We start from the raw sequence: 13,888 nt of genomic DNA, 5'->3' as shown, positions 1-13,888 counted from the left end.
CTCGATACACGGGCCAGCCGTTCAGCCAACGGCGGCTGCCATACGTTGCCACAATGCGTAAAACACCCGTCCGGACTTCTGTTCGCGATGCAAGCGCCAGTTGGCTGGTAAGCCCAGGGTTGAAGGGGCGGTCTCGCTTTCAGTGTAGACCCAGGCATCCTCGGCCAGCCATTGGCGTTCTTCGAGCAGGGCACACACGCTCGGCAGCAGGTTCTGGTTGAACGGCGGATCGAGGAATACCAGGTCGAATGGCGTGGCCGGTTGGCTCTCCAGGTAACGCAATGCATCGGCCGTCTGCACCTGGCCGACGGTGCAGCGCAGGGTGCCCAGGTGTTCCTTGAGGCTGGAGACGGCCAGGCTGCTGGCGTCCAGCGCCTGGCCCATGGCCGCGCCACGGGACAGCGCTTCGAGGAACAAGGCGCCGCTGCCGGCGAACGGATCGAGCACCCGGGCTCCCGGCACATAGGGTGCCAGCCAGTTGAACAGGGTTTCGCGTACCCGGTCCGGCGTCGGGCGCAAGCCTGGCGCGTCGGGAAAGCTCAAGCGGCGGCTGCGCCACTCGCCGCCGATGATGCGTAGCTGGTTGATCCCGTTATGAACGGGTTTCTTGCTGGAATTCGATGGGCGGGCCATTAGTGCTCCGGAACCCCGAGCGGCTGCTCGGCGGGTTTGTCATTGGGGGCTGGCAGCGGCTTTTGCGGCACGGTCGGGCCGGCGGTGACGATGACCATTTTGTCGATGCTCAGGTGTCTGTTCAACGCGGCCTTGACCTCTTCGACCGTCAACGCCTGGGTCTGGCGCATGAAGTCCTCGAGGTAACTCAATGGCAAGTCATAGAAGCCCATGGCGCCGAGCTGACCGACGATATCCTCGTTGCTGGCGGTAGACAGCGGAAAACTGCCGGCCAGCTCGCGCTTGGCATCGTCGAGTTCTTTCTGCGTCGGGCCGTTCCTGAGGTAGTCGGCGAACACGTCCTGCACCAGTTTCAGCGTACCTTCGCTCATCTCGGCACGGGTCTGCAGGTTGATCATGAACGGACCGCGAGCCTGCATGGGAGTAAAACCGGAATACACGCCATAGGTCAGGCCGCGCTTTTCCCGGACCTCAGTCATCAACCGGGTGCCGAAACCGCCGCCACCAAGGATCTGGTTGCCCAGGGACACGGCCGCGAAGTCCGGATCGTCCCGGTCGATGCCCAGTTGCGCCAGCATCAGGTTGGTTTGCTTGGACGGAAATTCGATGTGCCCGAGGCTCGCTTTCGGCTCCACTGGTGGCGGCGTTTTCGCCAGGGCCGGGCCCTTGGGCAATGCGGCGGACACCTGGTTGGCAATCGCCTCGGCCTCGGCGCGGGACAGGTCCCCCACCAGGGCGATCACCGCGTTGCCGGCTGCATAGGCCCTGGCGTGAAAGGCGCGGGCCTGGGCCAGGGTGATGGACGGAATGCTTTGGGCGGTGCCATCGCTGGAATGGGCATATGGATGATCGCCATAGAGTCGTTTCATCAGTTCCAGGCCCGCCAGTTTGCCCGGATTCTGTTTCTGATACTCGAAGCCGGCCAGCAGTTGGTTCTTGATGCGTTCGAAAGAGTCGGCTGGGAAGGTCGGTTTGCCGACGACTTCGGCGAACAGCTTCAGCGCCGGCTCTCGCTTGTCCAGCGCACTGAGACTGCGCAGCGACACCAGGGCCATGTCCCGGTGGGCGCCATTGCCGAAGTCCGCGCCCAGGCTTTCGAAGCCTTGGGCAATGGCACTGACATCCTTGCCGGCCACGCCTTCGTTGAGCATGGCGTTGGTCAGCGTCGCCAGGCCAGGCGCATCGCCATCCTGGCCGCTGCCGGCAGCGAACGTCACGCGCAGGTCGAACATCGGCAATTCCCGGGCTTCGACGAACAATACCTTGGCGCCGTCGGCGGTTTTCCAGGTCTGTACGTCAAGCTGACGGCGGCTGGGTGCCTTGTCATCGAGTTCGGACAGCGATTGCAGTTTGTTACCGGACCTGGCCTTGTCCAATGCCTGGCTGGCGTCCGTACTGCTCGATGGTGACAGATAAAAGGCCAGGGCGCCGACCAGGGCGATCGACACCAGGCCGATCAGCAGCAGGCGGGATGGTTTGCGCTCACTCATGAGCTTTCTCCTCGGGCAGGACGTGCGCGACGCTCAGGCGCGAGCGGGTGAAATACAGCTGGGCTGCCTTCTGGATATCTTGCGGGGTCACGCTTTGCAGTTCGGCAAGTTCGGTGTCCATCAGCTTCCAGGACAGGCCGACGGTTTCCAGCTGGCCGATGGCGGTCGCCTGGCTGGTGATCGAGTCGCGCTCATACACCAGGCCGGCGATGACCTGGGCACGGACGCGCTCCAGTTCGTCGGCGGTCGGCGCGGTGGTTTTCAGTTGTTCAAGCAAGCGCCACAGACCCGCTTCGGCCTGGGCCAGGGTCTTGTTCTTCTGGGTATTGGGTGTGGCCGACAGGGTGAACAGCGTGTCGCCCCGGGTGTAGGCGTCGTAGCTCGACGAGCCTCCGGACACCAGCTCCTCGCCGCGCTCCAGTTGGGTCGGGATCCGACCGCTGTAGCCGCCGTCCAACAGGGCCGAGATCAGACGCAACGCATTGACCGAACGTTTGTCCGTCGCGGTGGCGATGCTGGGCACATTGAAGGCCATCATCACGCTGGGCAGTTGGGTCTGCACATGCAGGGTGATCTGGCGCTCGCCGGGTTCGCCCAGCTCCAGGGGGATTTTCGCCACAGGGACGTCGCGTCGTGCAATCGGGCCGAAATAACGCTGGGCCAGTGACTTGACCTCATCCGGTGTCACGTCGCCGACCACCACCAGGGTCGCGTTGTTCGGGGCGTACCAGGATCGGTACCAGTGTCGCAGTTCCTCGACCTTCATCCGGTCCAGATCGGCCATCCAGCCGATGGTCGGCGTGTGGTAGCCGCTGGCCGGGTAAGCCATGGCCTTGAAGCGCTCATAAGCCTTGGACATCGGCTTGTCGTCGGTGCGCATGCGACGTTCTTCCTTGATGACCTCGATCTCGCGGCTGAACTCCTCCGGTGGCAGGCGCAGGCTGGCCATGCGGTCGGCTTCCAGCTCGAAGGCCACGCCCAGGCGGTCCCGGGCCAACACCTGGTAGTACGCGGTGAAGTCGTCGCTGGTGAAGGCGTTCTCTTCGGCGCCCAGGTCCCGCAGGATCAGGGAGGCTTCGCCCGGGCCGACTTTTTCGCTGCCTTTGAACATCATGTGTTCCAGGGCATGGGACAGGCCGGTCTGGCCCGGTGTCTCGTAACTGGAGCCGACCTTGTACCAGACCTGGGACACCACCACCGGAGCCCGGTGATCTTCGCGCACCACGACCTTGAGGCCGTTGTCGAGCATGAATTCATGAGTGGGTTGTGGATCGGCAGCCAAGGCTGAAAAGGGCAGGCAGACTGCGCTGAGCAGCAGGCCTGCGGCGCGGCGGGCGAGAGCATTCATTCGTGTTTAAACCTGTTGGGTTGCCCGCCATGTCTTAGCGTCGGCGGGCGAGAGGGTGCTAGGATACTGGTCCGTTTTACTGGCGGCCACGCCTATTGGGCCTTTTGTCGGGTGGACGTACCGACGAAGTGTCGGGTTTGATCGTTGATCGCAGCGTTTTCGCCGACGATGCCTTGCCAGTCCTTCGAAAAAATCAAGGTCGAGGTGTTCCGGGAACACTTGGACAAAATGTTGCGCGTGAACAAGCTGGACGAAACACAGTCTGTTCAGCATCGAATATTTATCACCGAGGCGCCCTCGTGGCGCGTCGCTACCGTGAGATAGCCGTCCTCCATGTTTGGTTCCAACGACGACAAGAAGACCCCAGCTGCGGCTGGCGAGAAAAAAGGCCTGTTCGGATGGCTGCGCAAGAAGCCGCAGGAAACCGTCGTCGAACAGCCACAACCCGAGCCTGCCGCCGAAGCCGTGGCCGAGGAAGCCGCGCCCATTGTTCTGCCATTGGCCGAGCCGGTACTGCAACCGGTCGAGACTGAGCCTGAGCCCGTCGCCGAGCCGGTGGCCGAGCAGCCACTGGCGCCACCTGCCGGACAAACCCCCTGGTTGACCTTGCCGGTGGCCGAAGAGCCGGTAGGGCTGGTGGAGGATGTACAGGCTCCGCACGTCACGCCGCCGATCCCCGCGCCAGTCGCCGCGACCCCGGTCGTGGCACCGGTTCCCGAAGTTGCCGAGGTTGCGGTAGTCGCCCCAGCGCCCGCTGTCGCCCAGCCTGTTCCTGAGCCGGTACCCGCTCCGGCTGAAGCGCCGGTTCTCGTCGAGCCGGCACCCGTCACCGAGCAGAGCAAGGTCGGCTTTTTCGCCCGCCTCAAGCAAGGCCTGTCCAAGACCAGCGCCAGTATCGGCGAAGGCATGGCCAGCCTGTTCCTGGGCAAGAAGGTCATCGATGACGATTTGCTGGACGATATCGAGACCCGCCTGTTGACCGCCGACGTGGGCGTCGAGGCGACGTCGGTGATCATCCAGAGCCTGACCCAGAAGGTCGCCCGCAAGCAGTTGACCGATGCCGACGCGTTGTACAAGTCCTTGCAAGGCGAGCTGGCCAACCTGCTCAAACCGGTGGAACAGCCGCTGGTGATCGCTTCGCAGAACAAGCCGTTCGTGATCCTGGTGGTGGGCGTCAACGGCGCCGGCAAGACCACCACCATCGGCAAGCTGGCCAAGAAGCTGCAGCTGGAGGGCAAGAAGGTAATGCTCGCCGCCGGCGATACCTTCCGCGCCGCTGCGGTCGAACAGCTGCAGGTCTGGGGCGAACGCAACAGGATCCCGGTGATTGCCCAGCACACCGGTGCCGATTCCGCTTCGGTGATCTTCGATGCCGTGCAGGCCGCCAAGGCTCGTGGCATCGATGTACTGATCGCCGACACCGCCGGTCGCCTGCACACCAAAGACAATCTGATGGAAGAATTGAAGAAGGTTCGCCGGGTGATCGGCAAGCTCGATGCCGACGCGCCCCATGAAGTGCTGCTGGTACTGGACGCCGGTACTGGCCAGAACGCAATCAGCCAGGCCAGGCAGTTCAACCAGACCGTCGAGCTGACCGGGCTGGCGCTGACCAAGCTGGACGGCACCGCCAAGGGCGGGGTGATCTTTGCCCTGGCCAAGCAGTTCGGCTTGCCCATCCGCTACATCGGTGTGGGTGAAGGCATCGATGACTTGCGCACCTTTGAAGCCGAGCCCTTTGTCCAGGCGCTGTTTGCCGAGCGGGAGCATTCATGATTCGTTTCGAACAGGTCGGTAAACGCTATCCGAACGGTCACGTCGGCCTGCATGAGCTGAGCTTTCGGGTACGTCGAGGCGAGTTTCTGTTTGTCACCGGCCATTCCGGCGCCGGTAAAAGTACCCTGCTGCGCCTGTTGCTGGCGATGGAGCGGCCCACCAGCGGCAAGTTGTTGCTGGCCGGCCAGGACCTGAGCACCATCAGCAATGCCCAGATTCCGTTCCTGCGGCGGCAGATCGGCGTGGTATTCCAGAACCACCAGTTGCTGTTCGATCGCACTGTATTCAACAACGTTGCGTTGCCGTTGCAGATCCTGGGCCTGTCCAAGGCCGAAATCAGCAAGCGCGTGGATTCGGCCCTGGAGCGCGTGGCCCTGTCGGACAAGGCCGAGTTGTATCCCGGCGACCTGTCCACCGGCCAGCAACAGCGCGTCGGCATTGCCCGCGCCATCGTTCACCGTCCGGCGTTGCTGCTGGCGGACGAACCCACCGGTAACCTCGACCCGCGACTGGCGGCGGAAATCATGGGCGTATTCGAAGATATCAACCGTTTGGGCACCAGTGTGCTGATTGCCAGTCACGACCTGGCTCTGATTGCGCGCATGCGTCACCGCATGCTCACCTTGCAGCGTGGCCGCCTGATCGGTGACGGGGAGGCTGGCGTATGAGTGCGACCCGCAGCCCCAAAGTGGCCGAGCGCGTGGCACCAAAAGCCTCCGAGCCTGCGCCGCAAAAGAAAAAACACGATGACGACGGTCCGGATTTCGCCACGCTGCTGCATGCCTGGATCGAGAGTCACCGCGCCAGCCTGCTCGACAGCCTGCGGCGCCTGGGCAAGCAGCCAATCGGTAGTTTCTTTACCTGCATGGTCATGGCCGTCGCCCTGAGCTTGCCCATGGGCCTGTCGTTATTGCTCAGCAACGTGGAGCGTCTCGGAGGCTCCTGGCAGCGCGCGGCGCAGATTTCCCTCTACCTTCAACTGGAGGCGACGCCGGCCGAGGGCGAGGCGTTGCGCGAACAGATCAAGGTCATGCCGGGGGTCGCCGATGCCGAGTACATCGGCCGCGAACAGGCACTGGAAGAGTTCCAGCAGCAGTCCGGCCTGGGCGAAGCCCTCAGGGAACTGCCGGAAAACCCGTTGCCGGGTGTGGTGCTGGTGACGCCGAAAGAGGTCGATAAACCGACCCTTGAAGCATTAAGACAAAGACTTTCCGAATTGCCGAAGGTACAACAGGCGCAACTTGATCTAGTCTGGGTCGAGCGTCTTGCGGCGATACTCAAGCTCGGCGACCGGTTTGTCTTCGGCCTGACGGTGCTTCTGGTTTCTGCATTACTTTTGGTGATAGGCAATACCATTCGTCTTCATATTGAAAACCGCCGCACCGAGATAGAAGTGATTAAACTCGTCGGCGGTACGGACAGTTATGTACGCAGGCCCTTCCTGTACATGGGCGCGCTATATGGCTTCGGCGCCGGGATTCTGTCCTGGGGAGTATTGGCGTTCGGCCTGGACTGGCTGAACGATGCGGTAGTGGGACTGGCCGGTTTGTACGGCAGTGATTTCGCGCTGGCCGGAGTGCCAGTCGCCGACGGTCTGTCGCTCTTGCTTGGCGCGGTGCTGTTGGGTTATATCGGTGCATGGATTGCGGTCGCACGCCACTTGCGTGAGCTTGCGCCAAAATAGTGTTTTTTGCGCGTATTGACCTTTCAGTTTTTGTGGGAACTTGTCCTACGGTTCCCGGTCAATTTTCGCAGTGCTGAACTGCACGAGTTATGTGAGTCGGAGGTTTTTTCGTATGACCACTTCTTTGCAACCTGCTTATGCTCTGGTCCCGGGTGCGAACCTGGAGGCCTATGTGCACACGGTGAACAGCATTCCGTTGCTGACGCCCGAGCAGGAGCGTGAACTGGCCGAGAGTCTCTACTATGAGCAGGATCTTGAGGCGGCTCGGCAAATGGTGCTCGCCCACCTGCGTTTTGTCGTACATATCGCCCGCAGCTATTCCGGCTACGGGCTGGCCCAGGCGGATCTGATCCAGGAAGGCAACGTCGGCCTGATGAAAGCGGTCAAGCGCTTCAACCCTGAGATGGGCGTGCGCCTGGTGTCGTTCGCGGTTCACTGGATCAAGGCGGAAATCCACGAGTTCATCCTGCGCAACTGGCGCATCGTGAAAGTGGCGACCACCAAGGCCCAGCGCAAGCTGTTCTTCAACTTGCGCAGCCAGAAGAAACGCCTGGCCTGGCTGAACAACGAGGAGGTCCATCGCGTCGCCGAGAGCCTGGGTGTCGAGCCCAGGGAAGTGCGCGAGATGGAAAGCCGGCTGACCGGACAGGACATGGCCTTCGACCCGGCTGCCGAAGCGGACGACGACAGTGCCTTCCAGTCGCCGGCCAACTATCTGGAAGACCACCGGTATGACCCGGCGCGTCAACTGGAAGACGCCGACTGGAGCGACAACTCCAACACCAACCTGCACGAAGCCCTGGAAGTGCTGGACGAGCGCAGCCGTGACATCCTCTACCAGCGTTGGCTGGCCGAGGAAAAAGCCACGCTGCACGACCTGGCGCAGAAGTACAACGTGTCGGCCGAGCGGATCCGCCAGCTCGAGAAGAGCGCGATGAACAAGCTCAAGGTGTCGATCGCGGCTTGATCTGCAGCTGCGGCCAAAAAAACGCCCCGATCAGTGATGATCGGGGCGTTTTTGTCCGGGGCGATAATTTGAATTCACTGCTGATCCTGTGGGAGCGAGCTTGCTCGCGATGAGGCCATTGCATTCAACATCGGTGTAGGCTGTCGAACCGTCATCGCGAGCAAGCTCGCCCCCCCTACAGGGACAGTGCGTGGGTTACTGCGCCCAAGGCGCTCGCCGCGAATCATTGAGCCCCAACAAATAACTGTCGCCTCCCAACTGGTTCATCTGCTGGCGAATCCAGCTCGCTCGCCGCAACACATAGGGGCTCGGTCGGCTGGCGCTCCATGCCCTCGGATTGGGCAGTACCGCCGCCAGCAGGCTGGCCTGTTGCCGGGACAAGGATTGCGCGCCAGTGCGGAAGTGATGCCGCGCCGCCGCTTCGGCCCCGAACACACCGTCATCCCACTCGACACTGTTGAGGTACACCTCGAGGATCCGCTGTTTGGGCCAGAACACCTCGATCAATGCCGTGAACCAGGCTTCGAGCCCTTTGCGCAGCCAACTGCGGCCCGACCACAGGAACAGGTTCTTGGATACTTGCTGGGAGAGGGTGCTGGCGCCGCGAATCGAGCCGCCGCGTCCATTATGAGCAAACGCTGCCTGGATCGCGCTGATGTCGAAACCCCAATGCTCCGGGAATTTCTGGTCTTCGCCGGCGATGACCGCCAGCTTGAGGCTGTCGGAGATCCGGTCCCAAGGCTGCCAGGTGCGTTGCAGGTCGATCGGTTCGCCGCCAAACCAGGATTCGATCTTGCGCTCGATCATCAGCGCCGTGAACGGTGGAGGCACTACCCGAAACAGCAGCACCAGCACGACGCTGCCGATGGCGAACCAGAGCAGGGCTTTAAGGAATCGTCGAAAGAATGAACGCAGCATAGGGATGGCTTGGCCGAACCGGTCGAGCGGGCCATTATACAGACCCTGCCCACCGAGTCTGACTGGAGTTCTCATGCTGCGTAGCTTTCTGATGCTGGCCGCCTTTTTCGGCTTCACCGGCGTGGCGCTGGGGGCGTTTGCCGCCCACGGCCTGAAGAATCGCCTGAGCGCCGATTACCTGGCGATCTTCCACACCGGTGTCACCTACCAATTGGTGCACACCCTTGCATTGCTGGGCGTTGCGTTGCTGGCCACGCATATTCCCGGTCGCGTCGTGACCTGGGCTGGCGTGTCATTCGTGGTCGGTATCCTGCTGTTCTCCGGCAGTCTGTATCTGCTGACCCTCACCGGCATCAGCAAGCTGGGCATCATCACGCCGTTCGGCGGCGTGGCGTTCCTGATCGGCTGGCTGTGTCTGGGGCTGGCCGCCTGGCGGCTGGGCTGACCGCCCGGTCCATTTCATGACGAATGGCTTGGGTCGCCCAGACTGATCGGGCTAGAATGCCAGCCCCTAAAAATGATGACGGCATCCGGCATGCGCATTCAGTTGAACGGCGAACCCTTTGAATTGCCCGACGGTGAAACCGTTGCGGCCCTGCTGACCCGCCTGGATCTTGCCGGGCGTCGCGTCGCGGTGGAACTCAACCTGGATATCGTCCCGCGCAGCCAGCATGCCGACACGACCCTCAACGAGGGTGACCAGGTCGAAGTCGTCCACGCCATCGGCGGCGGCTAGCACCAGGCAGCGTGCAAATCCGTTCGCGGCGTTTCACGGCGTCTGGTCAGTCAAATTTCGCAAGAACCTCACCCCAACAGAGGATTTCCCATGAGCATCGTTCGTAGCGACAAGCCCTTCGTCCTGGCCGGTCGTACCTACCAGTCGCGCTTGCTGGTAGGCACCGGCAAATACCGCGACATGGAAGAGACCCGCCTGGCCATCGAAGCATCGGGCGCCGAAATCGTCACCGTCGCCGTGCGCCGGACCAACATCGGCCAGAACCCGGGCGAACCGAACCTGCTGGATATCCTGCCGCCGGACCGCTACACCATCCTGCCCAACACCGCCGGCTGCTTCGACGCCGTCGAGGCCGTGCGCACCTGCCGCCTGGCTCGTGAGCTGCTCGACGGGCACAACCTGGTCAAGCTGGAAGTGCTGGCCGACCAGAAAACCCTGTTCCCCAACGTGATCGAGACCCTCAAGGCCGCCGAAACCCTGGTCAAGGAAGGTTTCGACGTGATGGTGTACACCAGCGATGACCCGATCATTGCTCGTCAACTGGCGGAAATCGGCTGCATCGCGGTCATGCCGCTGGCTGGCCTGATCGGTACGGGGCTGGGCATCTGCAACCCATACAACCTGCAGATCATCCTCGAAGAAGCCAGGATCCCGGTGCTGGTGGATGCCGGTGTCGGTACCGCTTCGGATGCCACTATCGCCATGGAACTGGGTTGCGAAGCGGTGCTGATGAACTCCGCCATCGCCCATGCCCAGCAGCCGGTCCTGATGGCCGAAGCCATGAAGCACGCCATCGTTGCCGGTCGCCTGGCTTACCTGGCCGGCCGCATGCCGAAGAAACTTTACGCCAGCGCCTCCTCGCCGCTGGATGGTCTGATCAAGTAAGAGCCATTGATGACTGAATCGAACGACACGCCTGTCCTGCCGGAAGAAGGCGAAGAACGCCAACACCGCCGTATCAAGAGTTTCGTGATGCGCGCCGGGCGCATGACCGAAGGCCAGCAACGCGGCCTGGAACAGGGCGCCCCTCTGTTCGTCCTGCCCCTGGCCGATGCGCCGGTGGATTTTGACCAGGTGTTCGGCCGCTCGGCCCCGCGCTCGCTGGAGATCGGTTTCGGCATGGGCCATTCGCTGCTGGAAATGGCCGCTGCCGCGCCGGAACAGGATTTCATCGGCGTGGAAGTGCACCGTCCCGGTGTCGGTGCGCTGCTCAATGGCGTGCTGACCCAAGGGCTGACCAACCTGCGGGTCTATGATTGCGACGCCATCGAGGTGCTGAACCGCTGCGTGGCCGACAACAGCCTCGACCGGCTGATGCTGTTCTTCCCCGACCCCTGGCACAAAAGCCGCCATCACAAGCGCCGCATCGTCCAGGCGTCGTTCGCCGAGCTGGTGCGCAGCAAGTTGAAGGTTGGCGGTGTGCTGCACATGGCCACCGACTGGGAACCCTACGCCGAGTACATGCTGGAGGTGATGAACGTCGCCCCGGGTTACCGTAACCTGGCCGAAGACGGTCGCTATGTGCCGCGCCCGGCCGAACGACCGATCACCAAGTTCGAACGCCGTGGCGAACGGCTGGGGCATGGGGTCTGGGACTTGAAGTTCGAGAAGGTGGCGTAAGACGAAGTCCTGCTGAAATGGGATCCCCTGTGGGAGCGAGCTTGCTCGCGATGAGGGCATGACATCCAACGTCAATGTTGACTGTCATACCGCCATCGCCAGCAAGCTCGCTCCCACATTTGTTTTGTGCAGGTCGAAATCAGCGCCGATCCGCGACTACGCCTATCAACACCAGTACCACCAGTAGAACCGGCGCCAGGCTGTAGTTGTTGAACTGGCTCAATCCCTTGACGATCCATGGAGTGGCATAGATCAGGGCCGCACCGCTGCCGATCATGCACAGCAGGGCGATCAGCGGGACGCGCAAGGCGCCGGCGATGCTGCCCAGGCGCTGTTCGACCCAACCCTTGATGTCCGCGCCAAACAGCACCAGCAGGCAGCCTACCAGCGCCAGGGAGATCTCCGAGAGATTGCTGCGGCTCCAGCGGGACACGGTGGCAAGCAGGTCGAGTACCAGATCCATTCGATTTCCTTGTGTTGATCAGCTCAGAAATTTCTGCAGCAAGTCATTGAGAAACAGCTGTCCGCGCTCGGTGGCCGCCAGACGTGACGGTTCGACCTGCAACAACCCGCTTTGTTCGGCCTCGCGCCGGCCTTCGGCCAGGCTTTGCAGGGGCAGCCCTGTCCGCTCCGGGTACAGCCGCGCGTCCACGCCTTCGGTCAGGCGCAGGGCGTTCATCAGGAACTCGAAAGGCAGCTCTTCGTTGGGCAAGGCTTTTTCGCCGGCCAGGAAGCGCTTGGCCGGGTTGAGATAGTCCTTGGGCAGGCGGGTCTTCCAGGTGCGCACGATACGCCCGTCCGGATGGCTGAGCTTGCCATGGGCGCCGGCGCCGATGCCGATGAAATCGCCGAAGCTCCAGTAATTGAGGTTGTGTCGCGCTGCCCGGCCAGGCTGGGCGTAGGCCGAGACTTCGTATTGGGCATAGCCATGCTCGGCCAGCAATGCCTGCCCTGCCTCCTGGATGTCCCACAGGGTATCGTCTTCCGGCAGGGTTGGCGGCTGGTTCCAGAACACCGTGTTCGGCTCCAGCGTCAGCTGGTACCAGGACAGGTGGGTGGGCTTCAGAGCGATGGCCTGGCGCAAGTCGCCCAAGGCGTCGTCGAGGGACTGGTCGGGCAGGCCATGCATGAGGTCCAGGTTGAAGTTGTCGAACCCGGCCTGGCGGGCCATGCCGGCGGCGCGCACCGCTTCGTCACCGTTGTGGATCCGCCCCAGCGCCTCGAGCTTGGCCTGCTGGAAGCTCTGGACGCCGATGGACAGGCGATTGATGCCCAGGGCACGGTATGCGACGAATTTCTCTTGTTCGAAGGTGCCGGGGTTGGCTTCCAGGGTGATTTCGATGTCGGGGGCGAAGGCAATCCGCGCCGCCACGCCTTCGAGCAGCCGGCCCAGGGCCCTGGCGCTGAACAGGCTCGGGGTGCCGCCGCCAAAGAAGATCGAGCTCAGTGGCCGCCCGTATACCGCGTGCAGGTCCTGGTCGAGGTCGGCCAGCAGGGCGTCGACATATTCTTCTTCGGGCAACTGCGCACTGGCGGCGTGGGAGTTGAAATCACAATACGGGCATTTGCGCACGCACCACGGGATGTGGACGTACAGCGCCAGGGGCGGCAGCACCGGCAGCGGCGCCCTGGGCGCTTGTGCACCGCCGTGTATCAGCGGTGCGGGGGATTCATCGGTCATTGCAGGCCCAGGCGTTGACGCAGAAGGACCATGGCGCGGGCGCGGTGGCTCAGCTGGTTCTTTTCCGCAGGGCCCAGTTCGGCGCTGGAGCAGTTTCGTTCCGGTACCCAGAACAGCGGGTCGTAGCCGAAACCGTGTTCGCCCCGGGCCTCGGTGAGAATGCGCCCGTGCCACAAGCCTTCGCACAGGATCGGCAGCGGATCATCGGCATGCCGGACCAGCGCCAGGACACAGACGAATTGCGCCCCCCGCTCGGCTTCAGGTACATCCCTGAGGGCTTCGAGCAGCTTGGCGTTGTTCGCCGCGTCGCCCTTGCCGTCGGCATAACGTGCCGAATAGATGCCCGGCGCGCCGCCGAGAAAGTCCACCGCCAGCCCGGAGTCGTCGGCCAGCGCCGGCAGGCCCGAGAGGCGTGCGGCGTTGCGGGCCTTGAGGATGGCGTTCTCGACGAACGACAGGCCGGTTTCTTCAGGTTCCACCTGGCTGAACTCGCCGATGGAGCGCAGGTGCACCGAGTCGCCGAGCATGGCCTGGAGCTCCTTGAGCTTGCCGGCGTTGTGGCTGGCCAGTACGAGTTGGGTGAGGTTCATCATTGGCCCGGAAACAGTTCCTGGTTGAAGTTGATGGTGTTGATCTTGTCGCCGGTTCGCACCTTGATTTCAAAGGTGCGGGTTTCCTGCTGGGGTACTGGATACTGGGCGATGTAGTAGATCGCGCCTTGCTCGGTCACCTGCTTGAATTTCAGCGGGATGCTCTGGCTGGTGAGGTCTTTCACCGTGCCGCTGACCTGGGCCATCAAGGGCTTGCCATCCTTGAGTACCGAGACGTTGATCACACCCTGTTGCTTGCTGCGGATCAGCTCGGCGCCCTTGGCGATATCTGGCGCCAGGAAGGTGGAGTTGAACGTGTTGTAGTGCACGGTGATGTCACCGAACACTTCCTTGCGTTCGGCCTTGATGGCGTCGGCGGCCATGGCGCCAATGCTCAGGCAGGCGGTGATGAGAAACAACGCTAGACGTTTCATGTCGTGCTCCTGGT

The 13,888-nt window shown here is 62.6% G+C and carries 16 protein-coding genes; 8 read left to right on the top strand and 8 right to left on the bottom strand.

What is annotated here, in order from left to right; translation table 11 throughout:
* Positions 1-21: 21 nt before the first annotated feature.
* The 3 genes from rsmD to AC1M7R_RS09570 are packed head-to-tail and all read right to left on the bottom strand — an operon-like array spanning position 22 to position 3,471.
* Positions 22-633 (bottom strand): 16S rRNA (guanine(966)-N(2))-methyltransferase RsmD, encoded by a 612-nt coding sequence (rsmD, locus tag AC1M7R_RS09580; RefSeq protein WP_072390280.1) that lies wholly within the window; start codon positions 631-633, stop codon positions 22-24.
* Positions 633-2,123 (bottom strand): M16 family metallopeptidase, encoded by a 1,491-nt coding sequence (locus AC1M7R_RS09575; RefSeq protein WP_490610376.1) that lies wholly within the window; start codon positions 2,121-2,123, stop codon positions 633-635. Before AC1M7R_RS09575 ends, rsmD begins: the two co-directional genes overlap by 1 nt.
* Positions 2,116-3,471, bottom strand: a complete 1,356-nt coding sequence (locus tag AC1M7R_RS09570; RefSeq protein ID WP_072390264.1) for a M16 family metallopeptidase — start codon at positions 3,469-3,471, stop codon at positions 2,116-2,118. Before AC1M7R_RS09570 ends, AC1M7R_RS09575 begins: the two co-directional genes overlap by 8 nt.
* Before the next feature lie 333 nt (positions 3,472-3,804).
* On the opposite strand from AC1M7R_RS09570, the gene ftsY reads away from it, so the two are divergent.
* From ftsY to rpoH, 4 genes are all read left to right on the top strand, one after another.
* Positions 3,805-5,244, top strand: a complete 1,440-nt coding sequence (gene ftsY / locus AC1M7R_RS09565; RefSeq protein WP_072390260.1) for a signal recognition particle-docking protein FtsY — start codon at positions 3,805-3,807, stop codon at positions 5,242-5,244.
* The gene (gene ftsE / locus AC1M7R_RS09560) at positions 5,241-5,912 is read left to right on the top strand and encodes a cell division ATP-binding protein FtsE (RefSeq protein WP_053148274.1); all 672 of its coding nucleotides are present in this window, start codon (positions 5,241-5,243) and stop codon (positions 5,910-5,912) included. The genes ftsY and ftsE overlap by 4 nt, the downstream gene beginning before the upstream one ends.
* Complete coding sequence (gene ftsX, locus AC1M7R_RS09555; protein WP_072390257.1) at positions 5,909-6,928, top strand: permease-like cell division protein FtsX; 1,020 nt, start codon at positions 5,909-5,911, stop codon at positions 6,926-6,928. The genes ftsE and ftsX overlap by 4 nt, the downstream gene beginning before the upstream one ends.
* A 112-nt stretch (positions 6,929-7,040) precedes the next feature.
* Positions 7,041-7,895, top strand: coding sequence for an RNA polymerase sigma factor RpoH (gene rpoH, locus AC1M7R_RS09550; RefSeq protein ID WP_072390254.1), 855 nt, complete (start codon positions 7,041-7,043; stop codon positions 7,893-7,895).
* A gap of 195 nt (positions 7,896-8,090) precedes the next feature.
* Here the strand turns inward: rpoH and mtgA are convergent, their stop codons facing one another.
* Entirely contained in the window at positions 8,091-8,813 is a 723-nt protein-coding gene (gene mtgA / locus AC1M7R_RS09545; RefSeq protein WP_072390251.1) for a monofunctional biosynthetic peptidoglycan transglycosylase, read from the bottom strand.
* 73 nt (positions 8,814-8,886) lie between these two features.
* On the opposite strand from mtgA, the gene AC1M7R_RS09540 reads away from it, so the two are divergent.
* The 4 genes from AC1M7R_RS09540 (at position 8,887) to trmB (ending at position 11,169) form a co-directional block, all read left to right on the top strand.
* Complete coding sequence (locus tag AC1M7R_RS09540) at positions 8,887-9,258, top strand: DUF423 domain-containing protein (RefSeq protein WP_072390248.1); 372 nt, start codon at positions 8,887-8,889, stop codon at positions 9,256-9,258.
* 90 nt (positions 9,259-9,348) lie between these two features.
* Positions 9,349-9,549 (top strand): sulfur carrier protein ThiS, encoded by a 201-nt coding sequence (thiS, locus tag AC1M7R_RS09535; protein WP_072390871.1) that lies wholly within the window; start codon positions 9,349-9,351, stop codon positions 9,547-9,549.
* 90 nt (positions 9,550-9,639) lie between these two features.
* Positions 9,640-10,434, top strand: a complete 795-nt coding sequence (locus AC1M7R_RS09530) for a thiazole synthase (protein ID WP_053148263.1) — start codon at positions 9,640-9,642, stop codon at positions 10,432-10,434.
* 9 nt (positions 10,435-10,443) lie between these two features.
* A complete protein-coding gene (gene trmB / locus AC1M7R_RS09525) occupies positions 10,444-11,169 on the top strand; it encodes a tRNA (guanosine(46)-N7)-methyltransferase TrmB (protein ID WP_072390243.1) in 726 nt (241 codons plus the stop codon).
* A gap of 139 nt (positions 11,170-11,308) precedes the next feature.
* On the opposite strand, the gene AC1M7R_RS09520 is transcribed toward trmB, so the two are convergent.
* From AC1M7R_RS09520 to AC1M7R_RS09505, 4 genes are read right to left on the bottom strand one after another with little or no spacing between them, the layout of a single operon-like run.
* The gene (locus tag AC1M7R_RS09520; protein ID WP_072390240.1) at positions 11,309-11,632 is read right to left on the bottom strand and encodes a DUF3392 domain-containing protein; all 324 of its coding nucleotides are present in this window, start codon (positions 11,630-11,632) and stop codon (positions 11,309-11,311) included.
* 18 nt (positions 11,633-11,650) lie between these two features.
* Positions 11,651-12,850, bottom strand: a complete 1,200-nt coding sequence (gene hemW / locus AC1M7R_RS09515; RefSeq protein ID WP_072390237.1) for a radical SAM family heme chaperone HemW — start codon at positions 12,848-12,850, stop codon at positions 11,651-11,653.
* Positions 12,847-13,443: an RdgB/HAM1 family non-canonical purine NTP pyrophosphatase gene (gene rdgB / locus AC1M7R_RS09510; RefSeq protein WP_072390234.1), complete on the bottom strand. Its 597-nt coding sequence runs from the start codon at positions 13,441-13,443 to the stop codon at positions 12,847-12,849. Before rdgB ends, hemW begins: the two co-directional genes overlap by 4 nt.
* A complete protein-coding gene (locus tag AC1M7R_RS09505) occupies positions 13,440-13,874 on the bottom strand; it encodes a DUF4426 domain-containing protein (RefSeq protein WP_072390231.1) in 435 nt (144 codons plus the stop codon). Before AC1M7R_RS09505 ends, rdgB begins: the two co-directional genes overlap by 4 nt.
* Positions 13,875-13,888 lie beyond the last annotated feature (14 nt).

Source organism: Pseudomonas sp. MS01C9 (assembly GCF_058202755.1).
Note: the sequence above shows the minus strand (reverse complement) of the source record. Positions and strands in the feature narration are given on the sequence as shown.

Bases quoted from the DNA above. Each gene is read 5' to 3' on its own strand.
- ftsX (WP_072390257.1), top strand. From the start codon at position 5,909: ATGAGTGCGACCCGCAGCCCCAAAGTGGCCGAGCGCGTGGCACCAAAA.
- mtgA (WP_072390251.1), bottom strand. From the start codon at position 8,813: ATGCTGCGTTCATTCTTTCGACGATTCCTTAAAGCCCTGCTCTGGTTC.
- AC1M7R_RS09520 (WP_072390240.1), bottom strand. From the start codon at position 11,632: ATGGATCTGGTACTCGACCTGCTTGCCACCGTGTCCCGCTGGAGCCGC.
- AC1M7R_RS09540 (WP_072390248.1), top strand. From the start codon at position 8,887: ATGCTGCGTAGCTTTCTGATGCTGGCCGCCTTTTTCGGCTTCACCGGC.
- AC1M7R_RS09575 (WP_490610376.1), bottom strand. From the start codon at position 2,123: ATGAGTGAGCGCAAACCATCCCGCCTGCTGCTGATCGGCCTGGTGTCG.
- AC1M7R_RS09505 (WP_072390231.1), bottom strand. From the start codon at position 13,874: ATGAAACGTCTAGCGTTGTTTCTCATCACCGCCTGCCTGAGCATTGGC.
- ftsY (WP_072390260.1), top strand. From the start codon at position 3,805: ATGTTTGGTTCCAACGACGACAAGAAGACCCCAGCTGCGGCTGGCGAG.
- rpoH (WP_072390254.1), top strand. From the start codon at position 7,041: ATGACCACTTCTTTGCAACCTGCTTATGCTCTGGTCCCGGGTGCGAAC.
- ftsE (WP_053148274.1), top strand. From the start codon at position 5,241: ATGATTCGTTTCGAACAGGTCGGTAAACGCTATCCGAACGGTCACGTC.
- AC1M7R_RS09530 (WP_053148263.1), top strand. From the start codon at position 9,640: ATGAGCATCGTTCGTAGCGACAAGCCCTTCGTCCTGGCCGGTCGTACC.
- hemW (WP_072390237.1), bottom strand. From the start codon at position 12,850: ATGACCGATGAATCCCCCGCACCGCTGATACACGGCGGTGCACAAGCG.
- rdgB (WP_072390234.1), bottom strand. From the start codon at position 13,443: ATGATGAACCTCACCCAACTCGTACTGGCCAGCCACAACGCCGGCAAG.
- AC1M7R_RS09570 (WP_072390264.1), bottom strand. From the start codon at position 3,471: ATGAATGCTCTCGCCCGCCGCGCCGCAGGCCTGCTGCTCAGCGCAGTC.
- thiS (WP_072390871.1), top strand. From the start codon at position 9,349: ATGCGCATTCAGTTGAACGGCGAACCCTTTGAATTGCCCGACGGTGAA.
- trmB (WP_072390243.1), top strand. From the start codon at position 10,444: ATGACTGAATCGAACGACACGCCTGTCCTGCCGGAAGAAGGCGAAGAA.
- rsmD (WP_072390280.1), bottom strand. From the start codon at position 633: ATGGCCCGCCCATCGAATTCCAGCAAGAAACCCGTTCATAACGGGATC.